Source organism: Methanococcus voltae, from assembly GCF_017875395.1.
In the GTDB taxonomy this organism is placed as follows: Archaea; AGJL01; Methanococci; order Methanococcales; family Methanococcaceae; genus Methanococcus; species Methanococcus voltae_C.
Map to the genome: position 1 here is coordinate 467,716 of NZ_JAGGMO010000001.1, position 12,442 is coordinate 480,157.

Genomic DNA, 12,442 nt, shown 5'->3' on the forward strand with positions numbered 1-12,442 from the left:
ATACATATAAAGTAAAATTTTATTGATTTGATATATATGAATATATTCAAATTTAGTAATATTATTTAAGTATTTTACCGAAAGTATCGCCCCTAAGTCCGGTTCTAAGTGTTTCTAAGGAAATTACTTCATCAAAAGCTATATTTCCCAAATTTACGCTATTTCCAAATCTTTCTATAAATTCAACCTGTTGATTTTTAAGAGGGGCTTCGAAAATCAACTTTTTAAAGTCAATGTCTGAATTTACGATTTGTTCAAGGTCATCTTGTTTTAAATTGCCCTTTTCGTCGTAAAGTCCAATTGATTTACCACCTTCACGACCCTCTAAAATCACAAAATCAGAACCTGCTTCAATTTCAAGTTTTAAATCTGCTATCTTTTTAGAAATTGGGATTTTTGCGTCTTCTTCGATGCTTTTTTTACCGATTTCAGATAAAACTGTAAATCCATATTCTTTTGCTTTTTTAATACATTCGCACTTTAAATCAAAATCGATCTCCATTGAACCGTCTGAAATTTCAATACATTCAAAACCTAAATTCTTACAATAATCTAAAAATTCTAAAAATTTACCATCTTTAAGGGCATATTCAAATAATGTGCCCCCAGGATAGGGTTTTACACCATATTTTTTGTATATTTCTATTTTTTCCTTCAAAATTTCCTCAGATTGAACTGCAGAAGTCCCCCAACCGAATTTAGCACATGTTATATAGCTTCCAAAAACTTTCATGCTATGTTCCACGTATTCAGGACTTTGACCTTTGTCTATTATCATCGTTAATCCATTATGTACCGGTATTTTTAAAAATGAAAAAGATTGCATAGACTACCACCCAAATAAATATTTTCAATATATAGTATATTTAAATTTTTTAATATTTAAAAATTAATTGTGTTATAATAAAATATTATGTAAGAGAATATGTAAAGAATTCTATATTAATATATAATATCCTTATAAGAAAAATATTTTTACATATATATCTTAAGATACTATATTATTTTCTAATATGGATAACTCGGATATCATCAAATAAATAGTTTACTATTAAAAATTAAAATAATAACAATATTATAGTAGTAATACATAAATTAAAAAAACAATATTATGAAAATTTATCGTGAATAGGTAATTTATATTGAATTAAAAAGGAGTTGGTTTTGTGAAAATTACGAGAATGCACGGCGCTGGCGGTAAAGTAATGCAAAATTTAATAGGGGATGTAATATTAGGTAGTTTATCAACTACTCAGGTTAATGGTGGTATTGGACTTCAAGACTTAGACGATGGTTCTACAATACCTATTGGAGATAATGAAATAGTTTTTACAGTTGATGGCCATACAGTAGATCCGATATTTTTTAAAGGCGGAGATATTGGTAGAATTTCAGTGTGCGGTACTGTCAATGACCTTTCTGTTATGGGTGCAAAACCTTTAGCTCTTTCTATGTCTTTTGTTTTACCCGAAGGTTTTGATATAGCGCAGTTAAAAGAAATTATGGCTTCAATAAACCTTGCTTGCGAAGAAGCTGGTGTAGCAGTAATTACAGGTGACACAAAAGTTTCAAATGTTTCCGATATTATTATTTCATCTGCAGGGATAGGTATTGTTGAAAAAGGAAAAGCAGTTAGGGATAAGGGGATGAAAGAAGGAGATTCCATAATTGTAACGGGAAATCTTGCAGAACATGGGCTAACAATTCTATTAAGTAGAGAAGGCTTTGATTTAGAATCAAACCTAAAATCAGATGTTGCACCTGTTAACGGTTTAATTCAGTCCGTATTATCAGAGGGAATAATAATTAATGCGATGAAAGACCCTACGAGAGGAGGACTTGCAGATTCTTTGAATGAAATGGCTGAAAAAAGTGGTTTAGGGGTTACTTTACAAGAAGACAAGATACCATTAAGCGATGAAGTAAAATTTATATCTGAAGCTCTAGGTATTGACCCATTAACTGTTGCAAATGAAGGAAAAGTCGTCATGGCAATACCAAAAAAAGATGCTGAAAGAGCACTTGAAATTATTAAAGAACATCCCCTAGGTAAAAATGCGCAAATAGTTGGAGAAGTAACTTCCGAGCACAAAGGCGTAATTATGGAAACTTTAGTAGGTAAAAGAGTTGTCGATACCCCAATTGGAGACCCAATTCCTAGAGTTTGTTAAAATAACTATACAATGAGTATTAACTTTAATAATCTTTATATAATCTTATTTTTAATATATTTTATACCTCATTTTTTTATATTTTTTATATTTTTATTATAATTCATTTTCAGTTTTTATTTATCTTATTTGATAATTCTATTATTTTAAGAATATTTAATTAGATTATTAATTCCTAAAACGATCTGAATAATTTTATATATAATAGTATAGTTTATTGATTATTGAAGATTGAATGCTAAAAATTCAATTAAATAAGTATAAAATGCAAATTATTTATAAATTATATATTAATTGGTGTCATAATGGTAAATAACAACGAAATATTGGAACAATTACAAAGATATAGAGATTTAGACTTAAAATATGAAAAAGGAAACATATTTGGGTCCATGTGTACAAAACCTCACCCAATGACCTTGGAAATCATAAAAATGTTTTATGAAACTAACTTAGGGGACCCAGGTTTATTTAAAGGAACCAAAAAATTAGAAGAAGAATCTGTATCCAGGATTGGTAAATTACTAAACAATCCCGAAGCTTTTGGATACATTATTTCGGGAGGTACTGAAGCTAATATAACAGCCATGCGTTTGTTTAATAATATAGCTAAATCTAACTTAAATAGTGCCAATAGTACAATAACACCTTCAAATATAATAATACCGGAAACAGCTCACTTTTCATTTGATAAATCAAAAGATATGATGAATTTGAACTTAATAAGACCTCCTTTAACAGAATATTACACATCTGATGTAAAATGGATTAAAGACTATGTTGAAGATACAATACCCAAAAATGAAGAAAATCATGTTTCAGGACTTGTAGGTATTGCAGGGTGTACAGAATTAGGAACTATAGATAATATAAAAGAATTATCTAAAATAGCGTACGAAAATGACATACCATTACATGTGGATGCCGCATTTGGTGGCTTTGTGATACCATTCTTAGAGGACAAGTATAAACTCAAAAATTATAATTATAATTTCGACTTTAATCTTGAAGGTGTAACCACCATTACAATCGATCCTCATAAAATGGGATTGTCCCCAATATCTGCAGGAGGAATAATATTCAGAAATAAAAGCTACAAGACTTATTTAGATATTGAAGCTCCTTACTTAACAGAAACGTTACAAGCCACGATATTAGGTACACGTACTGGCGTAGGGGCTGCCACTACATGGGGATTACTAAAATTATTAGGCAAGGAAGGATACGCTAAAATAACAAATGAGTGTATGGAAAAAACTGCTTATCTAACTAGAAAATTAAAGGAAAATGGTTTTGAAACAGTCATTGAACCTGTCTTAAATATTGTAGCAATTAAAGATGAAAATGCAAAAGAAACCTGCAAAAAATTAAAGGAAAAAGGAATTTATGTTTCAGTCTGTAGGTGTACTAATGCCCTTAGAATCGTAATTATGCCCCATTTAGAATTTGAACATCTTGATAATTTAATAACTAATCTTTGTGATGTAAATAAAAAATAGAATTAAGTTAAAAAGTACTAAAAAATTACTATTTATCGATATATGCAAATAAATATATAAATAGGATACTATATAATAATAAAATAATTTAATATACATTAATAACTAATATAAATAAAAATATTAAAATAGCCTTAAAATAAAAATATATCAATGTTGGTGAATTTATGAAAATTTACATGGATGGAAAATTCGTAAATAAAGAAGATGCCAAAGTTTCAGTATATGACCATGGTTTATTATATGGAGATGGGGTATTCGAAGGTATAAGAGCTTACGAAGGTGTTGTATTTAAATTAAAAGAACACGTTGATAGATTGTATGAATCAGCTGCGTCTTTAGATATTAAAATTGATATAAGCAGAGAAGAAATGTCTAAAGTAGTAATAGAAACATTAAAAGTAAATGAATTAAATGATGCATACATAAGGCTCGTAGTTACAAGAGGAGTAGGGGACTTAGGTTTAGATCCAAGAAAATGTTCAAAACCTACTATATTCTGTATTGCAGAACCTATGAATCCTTTATTAGGTGACCAGGGTATAAAAACTATTGTTTCAGGAATTAGAAGATTACCAGTGGATGTTTTAAACCCTGCTGTTAAATCATTAAACTACTTAAACAGTATTCTTGCAAAAATACAAGCTAACGCTGCAGGCGTTCACGAAGCTTTCTTATTAGATAAAAATGGATATGTTGCAGAAGGAACTGGAGACAACGTATTTGTAGTTAAAAAGGGAGTTATAAGAACACCGCCTGTATCAACAAGCGTATTAAGAGGTATTACAAGAGATACTGCAATAGAATTGGCAAAAGAAGCAGGATATACAATTTTAGAGGAAAATTTAACAATTCACGATTTGTACACTGCGGACGAATTATTTATTACAGGTACTGCTGCTGAATTAATTCATGTTGTAGAAATTGACGGTAGAATCATCAACAATGGTGAAGCTGGAGAAATTACAAAAGATTTACTAAGCAGATTTATCGAAATCAGAGGAAAAATTGGCGATAAAATAGAATAAACTAGAATAAACTAGAATAGAATAAATTCTCAATAAATTATATTAAAATAAACTATCTTTACTATTTTTTTATTATATTATAGGATGTTATAGTGTAATATATTGTATTTTATGTAGCATATCATACTTTAAACTAATAATCGTGAATCAAATTAAAAAAATTAGCTCTTTTGTATATTTAAAAATTAAATAGATTTAAAAAAAGTTAAAAGAATTATTCTAAATTATTTGGAGTTTAAAGGGTAGTTTGGTGCTTCATTTGTAATTAAAACATCATGCGGGTGACTTTCTTTTTGCCCACTTTGTGTTATTATCACAAATCTAGCTTTTTCGTGCATTTCTCCAATGTTTTCAGAACCACAGTACCCCATTGATGATCTTAAGCCACCTGCAATTTGGAATAATATATCGCTAACTGAACCTTTGTAAGGTACTGCACCTTCAATTCCTTCTGGAACTAACTTAGTGTGTTTCATGTGTGCTCCGTCACTTTTTTGGAAGTATCTGTCTGCAACGTTTCCAGAACTACCGCACATTGCACCTAATGAACCCATTCCCCTATATTGTTTGTATTTTCTACCATTAATTGTTATTAACTGCCCTGGTGCTTCATCAGTACCTGCTAAAAGACTTCCCAACATAACTGCGGAAGCTCCTGCAGCTATTGCTTTTGCAACGTCTCCACTGTATTTAATACCACCATCAGCTATTACAGGTACCCCGTATTTTTTTGCAACGTCTGCAATTTCAGCTATTGCTGTTAATTGTGGTACCCCAACTCCTGCAACAACTCTTGTTGTACAGATTGAACCTGGTCCAATACCTACTTTAATAGCATCTGCACCGGCTTTAATTAAATCTTCTGCTGCTTCTGGGGTAGCAATGTTACCAACGAATAATTTAACCTTTGTTCCATTTAATAATTCTTTAAATTTCTTAACGTTCTCAACTACAGCCATATTGTGAGCGTGTGCGCAATCAATTGCAATAACGTCAACTTTCGCTTCAATTAATGCTTTTGCTCTTTCAAAATCATTTGGACCGCAAGCTGCAGCAACTAATAAATTTCCTTCTTCGTCCCTAACTGCTTCAGGATATTTTCTTCTCTTTAATATGTCTCTTAATGTAACCATTCCAATTAAAACATTGGTTTCTTTCTCCAAAATAGGCATTCTTTCGATTTTATTCTCATATAATCGGTTTAATATTTCTTCGTAAGGCGTATCTTCGTGCGCATGTAATACATCCTTAGTCATGACATCTTTTACTTTTAAATTCATATCTGGTATGAATTTTAAATCTCTTGTTGTAATGATGCCCAAAAGAGTCTTATTATCGTCCACTACTGGAAGTCCGCTGATTTCATTTTCGTACATTATCATTTCAGCGTCTGAAACAGTTAATTCTGGTGATACCGTAACTACTTCTCTAACCACTAAATTTTCAGCCCTTTTAACTGCGCTTACTTGTTTTACTTGTTCTTCAATGGTCATATTTCTGTGAATTACTGCCATTCCCCCTCTTCTAGCTAAAGCAATAGCCATTTCTTTTTCTGAAACCGTATCCATAGCTGCAGAAATTACAGGTACGTTTAAGTTAACCCCTGATAAATTGGTGCTTAAACTAGTACTTTTTGGCTCCACGTATGATTTATTAGGTATTAATAAAACATCATCAAATGTATATGCTTTTGTAGCATTGTTTATTTTATCTGAAAACAAATTATCACCATGTATCCTTTTTCATATATTGAATGAATTAGTATATAAATACTTTGGATAACATAATATCTTTACCAAAATTTGATTACAAGTTTTTTTAGCAGATCATTTGAAACCATTATTTGATTTTAGTAAATTATATGTTAATATGATTTATGATTTTAAAAATATATAAATTAAAATACTAACTTAATAATAAAACTAGAGAAAAATATAATATAAAAATTAGATAAATTAGATAAATTAGGTAAAAAATTATTAATGAGATGATATTATCAAAAATGAGGAACTTTCAAAAATATCTAAAGAATTACTATCAGGGGCTAAAATGTTAGGAAAACATTGTAAAACCTGCAATTTCCCCCTATTTGAAAAAAGTGGAATAGAGTATTGTCCAAATTGTAAAGGTAATACGCCCCCTACGGATGATAAAAACGAAATAAATTCCATAAATTTAAAAAATATAAATTATAACAAAGTAATTGAAGATAAAATAAGTTTTTTGTGTAATTTACTTAATAAAGAAACTGATTTAGATAATATTCATAAAATTAGCAATTTAATATCTGAATTATTAGAACTTTCCAATAAATTGAATGATTTTCAAAAAAGTAGAAAGTAGAAATTAAAGAGTAGAATGTAAAAACCATAAAAAATTATTTTAAAAGATGTATTGGTAGATTAGGTGTTATTAAATATAATATTTGCAGAATTTTCCAGCCCTATAAATCCACCTATACCATCTAAAAGCATCTGTACTGCTATTGCCATGAGCATTAAACCCATTAATTTCGTAAGTACATTAAAACCAACTTTTCCAAGCTTTTTTTCCAAGTCTTTTGAAAACCTAAGTATAATATATGAAATTACGATACACATTATTAAAGCCATTGTTAAATACATTAAATGTATATAGCTACTAGATTGTGCAGTTAGTGCTATCATGGTACTTATAGCACCAGGGCCCGCATATAATGGTATGGTAAGAGGAACTACGGAAATATCTTCCACTTCATAACATTGTTCGGGCAAATTAGATTTTAATGCCTTCTGTTTTGTAGAATTACCGGTTATAATCTCCAAAGCTACAATAAAGACTAAAACTCCCCCTGTTATACGTATTGCAGGTATGGATACACCGAAGAATGCAATGATATATTTCCCCAATAACCCCGATACTAACAATATCAAAAATGCTGCAACCATTGATTTTTGGATTATTTTAACTTTCTCAGACTCCGAATAACCGCTAGTTAAGGATAAAAACGGAGGAATCACACCAAAAGGATTCAATATAGCAAATAATGATGAAAATAATATAAAAACCATCTGAAAATCAATTATCATAAATACACACCACGAATATTATTGAATTATAAGATTAGTACCTATGGATAATCATATATTTAAATATATGGGATATCTGTTAAAATTAAAAAATGATACATCCAGGGCGTAAAATAAAATTAAAATAAAAATAAGATAATTAAATTATTAAATTGAAGATATAAGTTATTAAATCAATTTATAACCTGTATTATTACCTTTTGAAACAATTATTTCCCCATCCAATCCTTCTTTATCAAAAAATTCATTGGATTGTTCCATAATTTCTTTTTTATCCCCTAATGAATATATTGTAGGTCCAAAACTTGATAACCCGCTGTATGAAGTATTTTGTAAGTGTTTGAGTAGATTTTTTAATGTAGAGTTCTGCAATTGAACTTCCGCACCTTTAAAACCTAAACCTTGTATTTCATTTATACATTCTCCAAAAGACTTCATATTATTTTCAATAACTGCAGGCATCATCTTCATAAGTACGAGTCTACAGAATCTATTTACATAATCTTCAGGAACAGGGCAGTATTTTTTAAAGATATCTACTTCCTTTTTATCAGATACTTGCTCTTCAGTCGGAATTTTAGGTATAGTTAAAACGACTTCCCAGTTAAAGTCATGTCTAAATAACAAAGGAGCTGGCTTAACGTTTTTTGAAGCTGAAGATGGTCGATAATCTGTTTTTTCACCAGATTCTCCAAAGCTGTGCCCTCCATCTACTATAAAACCTCCAAATTCAAATCCAGAAACTCCGATACCCGAAGTACCTCCCCTTCCAGTTAATTTTGCAATGGAATACGCATCTAAATCATGCCCATAAATTGAAGAGGTTAATTTACCAGTTGATAACGAAACCTGCGTTCCACTACCTAATCCAGTATGTGCAGGAATTACTTCGTTTACTTGTAAATAAACTCCTTCCTGACCTATTTCAGATAATACATTTTTTGCAGAGTTGTATATCCTATCATGCAATGATTTTAAATCTTCTTCAGGGGTATTATTCATTATAGAGTTACTAAATTCTATTTCTATTTCATTACTTTCTTTTCCGGAAATTTCACAATTGGGATGGTCTAATGTAGCACCTATACCACCGTCAATTCGTCCAACACTACCATTCATATCTATAAGTCCCATATGTATCCTACAAGGGGATATTATTTTCATAATAATCTACTCCATTATTAAAATACCATTCACAGTAGATGTAGCAATTCGATATTTTTTTGTCAAATTATACAATTTATAAAGTTATAAAGTTATAAAAATTTTGGATTATTGTACTATATTAAAATTACGATATAATAATACTATTTTATTATATTAATTCTTCCATTAAGTCGCCTCTTGTAATTATACCTTCCAAAATACCATTATTTACAACAGGTAACCTATTTATTTTTTTATCTGCCATTAAAGTTGCTGCATCAGATACCGAAGAGTCCGCGGTTATATAAATAACATCCGTAGTCATAATCTCTGAAACTTTGGTTTTTAAGGCTTCATTTATTTCTTTTCGGTATTCATCCATCTTAAATATTGTCTTTAAAGGTAATTCGACCAAATCTAAAGGTGAAGGAGCTATCAAGTTTATATCACTATCCTGAACAACTAAAGCTCGTATAACATCACTTTCAGAAACAATACCAACTAAATAATTGTCATTATCCAATACGGGAACTCCACTTATTTTATGAGTTCTTAATAATTTTATTAAATCATATATCTCATCGTCTTGTTTAATTGAAATAGGTTTCTTCATGATTTCTTTTATAGTCATTTCTATCAACCGCCGATATAATAATTTAATACAAATTTAATAATATACTACAAAACTAATATTAATAATAAGAAATAATGTAATTTTAAAAATTTTATTGTTCCTTGATATGGTTAATCCATAAATTTATATATTTAATAATATACTTAACATATTAACTTTTGATATATAATATAATATGATATACTTTTTAACCCATATTTTATATATCTTAGCCCATATTTATATTGTGCATATTTAATCCACCAAAAAGTAAAGATGGGAATATTAAAATTACAAGTAATTATATGATTTAATTTGTCAAAATGAATTTAATAATTAATTTACACGTGATAACCATGATTAAAATTAATAACGGACAGAATGAATGTGAAATACATTTAATAGGTACTGCGCACGTATCAGATAAAAGTATAGAAGATGTATCAAAAGCCGTTAAGGAAATAAATCCCGATATTATTGCCATAGAACTTGATCAGAATAGATTTTTCAAAATGTTTCAAGAACGTAAGGGCACCATCTTTTCAAAAAATTTAAATGGAAACAAAATATCCTCAATATATGTGGTACAGGAATTAGAAACTTTAAACGTAGCTAATAAACCAGTTAATGAACTTGATGCTCAGAATATTGATAATTTAGAAGAATTAAGAAAAGAAAGTAGCAAAAAGCACGTTATGCTATTAGAATTGTCCAATGCAGAAGACTTGGCAGTCGAAGAGAAAAAATTAATGATTGTAGCAGATAGTCAGGGAAGAATAAATTCACTATCCTACTTAATACCTAAAATTAAGGAAGAATTGGAAGATAATGAATTGGAAAACGAAATAGAACTAGTAGAAAATAAAGAAAATGATGAAAATAATGGAACTCAGACTGAAAATGAGTCAGAAATGGAAAATAGGATTGAATATAATTTAATGCCCGTAAATTTGAATAACTACCATATACTAAGGTTACCTTTAGAAGATAAACCTATGGACTTGATGACGGCCATAAAACACAACAAAATGAGTCAGTACCTACTACATAATGTATTAGCAGATTTTCAAAAAACTATTGGTGAAAAATTTAACATAAAACCAGGTAGTGAGATGAAAGAAGCCATATCGTTGAGTATAGATAGTCAAAAACCGCTTTTGTTAATGGATAGACCCATAGATATTACACTATCAAGATTAATAAACAGTATGAGTTTAAAAGATAAAATAAAACTCTTTACAGATTTGTATAGTGGAGATAGTGAAGAAATAGAACTTGACAAGGAAACCATTGATGAAATGATAGGAAGCGCTGATGAATTAATCGAAATATTGAAGGATGCGTCACCAACATTCTATACAGTATTGGTTGATGAAAGGGACAAATATATGGCTAAAAACCTATACGACTATAGTTTTGGAAGAGACAAAATAGTTGCAATAATTGGTGCAGGTCATAAAAAAGGTATTACAAACTACTTAAGGGATTTGGAAAATAAAAAAACCATAGACTTATCAGAAATAATGGATACTAAAAAAAAAGATTCCTTAATTAAAAAAATATTCAAATGGATACTAAAACTGATACCTTTCGCAATATTGGCAATTATAATCTACGGATTTTACATTGCGTCCTCAAATCCGGAATTATTACAACAATTGACAATTGAATGGATATTAATTAATGGAATATTGTCTTCATTGGGCGTAATTATTGCTAGAGGAAAACCACTAACTGCGATTGTTGCATTTATAGCAGCCCCATTAACTTCATTATGTCCATTTATAGGGGCTGGATGGGTAGCAGGAGCCATGGAATTAAAATACAGGCCTGTATCACTTAATGATATACAAAATATATTTAAAGTAGATAGTATAAGTCAATTACTTGAAATAAATACTATGAAAATTTTGATGGTTGCTGCATTGGCAAATTTGGGAAGTACTATCGGCACATTGTACTTTTCAGCAAGATTTTTGGGAGTTTAACTCTTAAATCTCAAATTATCTACTATTTTATTTTTAATTTAATTATTAACTTTTATTTTTTTATTTTTTTATTTTTAGTTATTTTTTTATTTGTTGAAACTCAAAAGATTATTATATATATTTAAAATACATTTTATCTTATTATAAATATAATTGATAGATTTAAACGGTGAATTTAATTATGAATTGGAAAGGGCATGTTACATTGGGCATTATTATGGGATTACCATTTATATCATCTCCAGAACAGATTTTTTTAGTTGTTGCAGGTGCTTTATACCCAGATTTAGATCATGATGTAAAATCAGAAATCGTCAATAGGGGGCTATACATTGCAGGGGGCTTTTTAGCATTGTTGATATTAAGCTATTTGTTTAAACCAGCATTTTTTAATCTAGATTACTTTATAGCGGCCATATTAACCGCTTTAATATATGCAATACCATATTATGCAGATCATCGGGGATTAACACATACTTTCATAGCTATGATACTTGGTTCTATAGCCTTAGGATATATCGTACTAAAATTATCGATATTATCTCCGATAATGGCCTGTATTATTGCATTAATTATGGTAACAAACGATAAACTATTAGCGAAAACCATATCTATTGCAGTTGCAAGCTGGATAGTATTTTATTTTTTAATACCTCCAGCTTTAAATTTACAAGGTCTATCCCATTTTGCTATTCCAATATTTATCGGATATTTGTCCCATATCGTTGGCGATTGCGTAACGCCCATGGGTTGTAAAGCACTTTATCCATTGAAACGTACTTTAAGGAGACCTGAAGCCTTAATTATGGGTGCGTTTTGGCTTTTAGCAGTTATATACGTCCATAAATTTTTATAAAGAATATTAGACTATAAATTCAAATCAGTACTTTATTAAATAACAAATTACAAATATTCTTAAGAAGAAATTA

The 12,442-nt window shown here is 29.5% G+C and carries 11 protein-coding genes; 6 read left to right on the plus strand and 5 right to left on the minus strand.

The window, feature by feature from the left end; genetic code table 11:
* Positions 1-61: 61 nt before the first annotated feature.
* Positions 62-826: a phosphosulfolactate synthase gene (comA, locus tag J2127_RS02205; protein WP_209731785.1), complete on the minus strand. Its 765-nt coding sequence runs from the start codon at positions 824-826 to the stop codon at positions 62-64.
* Positions 827-1,166: 340 nt separating this feature from the next.
* On the opposite strand from comA, the gene hypE reads away from it, so the two are divergent.
* From hypE to ilvE, 3 genes are all read left to right on the plus strand, one after another.
* Positions 1,167-2,171 (plus strand): hydrogenase expression/formation protein HypE, encoded by a 1,005-nt coding sequence (gene hypE, locus J2127_RS02210; protein ID WP_209731786.1) that lies wholly within the window; start codon positions 1,167-1,169, stop codon positions 2,169-2,171.
* 305 nt (positions 2,172-2,476) lie between these two features.
* Entirely contained in the window at positions 2,477-3,670 is a 1,194-nt protein-coding gene (mfnA, locus tag J2127_RS02215; RefSeq protein WP_209731787.1) for a tyrosine decarboxylase MfnA, read from the plus strand.
* A gap of 167 nt (positions 3,671-3,837) precedes the next feature.
* Positions 3,838-4,698 (plus strand): branched-chain-amino-acid transaminase, encoded by an 861-nt coding sequence (gene ilvE / locus J2127_RS02220; protein WP_209731788.1) that lies wholly within the window; start codon positions 3,838-3,840, stop codon positions 4,696-4,698.
* 224 nt (positions 4,699-4,922) lie between these two features.
* Here the strand turns inward: ilvE and guaB are convergent, their stop codons facing one another.
* Positions 4,923-6,419 carry an IMP dehydrogenase gene (gene guaB / locus J2127_RS02225; protein ID WP_209731789.1) on the minus strand — a complete coding sequence of 499 codons (1,497 nt, stop codon included), beginning with the start codon at positions 6,417-6,419 and terminating at the stop codon, positions 4,923-4,925.
* A gap of 298 nt (positions 6,420-6,717) precedes the next feature.
* Between guaB and J2127_RS02230 the strand changes: the two genes are divergently transcribed.
* Positions 6,718-7,041, plus strand: coding sequence for an Sjogren's syndrome/scleroderma autoantigen 1 family protein (locus tag J2127_RS02230; protein WP_348635406.1), 324 nt, complete (start codon positions 6,718-6,720; stop codon positions 7,039-7,041).
* Between the two features lie 59 nt (positions 7,042-7,100).
* Here J2127_RS02230 and J2127_RS02235 read toward each other — a convergent pair whose 3' ends face one another.
* From J2127_RS02235 to J2127_RS02245, 3 genes are all read right to left on the minus strand, one after another.
* A complete protein-coding gene (locus tag J2127_RS02235) occupies positions 7,101-7,766 on the minus strand; it encodes a MarC family protein (protein WP_209731791.1) in 666 nt (221 codons plus the stop codon).
* Positions 7,767-7,934: 168 nt separating this feature from the next.
* Positions 7,935-8,930, minus strand: coding sequence for a beta-ribofuranosylaminobenzene 5'-phosphate synthase (locus tag J2127_RS02240; protein WP_209731792.1), 996 nt, complete (start codon positions 8,928-8,930; stop codon positions 7,935-7,937).
* A 151-nt stretch (positions 8,931-9,081) separates the two neighbouring features.
* On the minus strand, positions 9,082-9,543 hold the full coding sequence (locus tag J2127_RS02245) for a CBS domain-containing protein (protein ID WP_209731793.1): 462 nt from the start codon (positions 9,541-9,543) through the stop codon (positions 9,082-9,084).
* Between the two features lie 338 nt (positions 9,544-9,881).
* Here J2127_RS02245 and J2127_RS02250 point away from each other — a divergent pair, with 338 nt between their 5' ends.
* Positions 9,882-11,513, plus strand: coding sequence for a TraB/GumN family protein (locus J2127_RS02250; RefSeq protein ID WP_245326414.1), 1,632 nt, complete (start codon positions 9,882-9,884; stop codon positions 11,511-11,513).
* Positions 11,514-11,694: 181 nt separating this feature from the next.
* Positions 11,695-12,369 (plus strand): metal-dependent hydrolase, encoded by a 675-nt coding sequence (locus J2127_RS02255; protein ID WP_209731795.1) that lies wholly within the window; start codon positions 11,695-11,697, stop codon positions 12,367-12,369.
* The last annotated feature ends 73 nt before the right edge of the window (positions 12,370-12,442 follow it).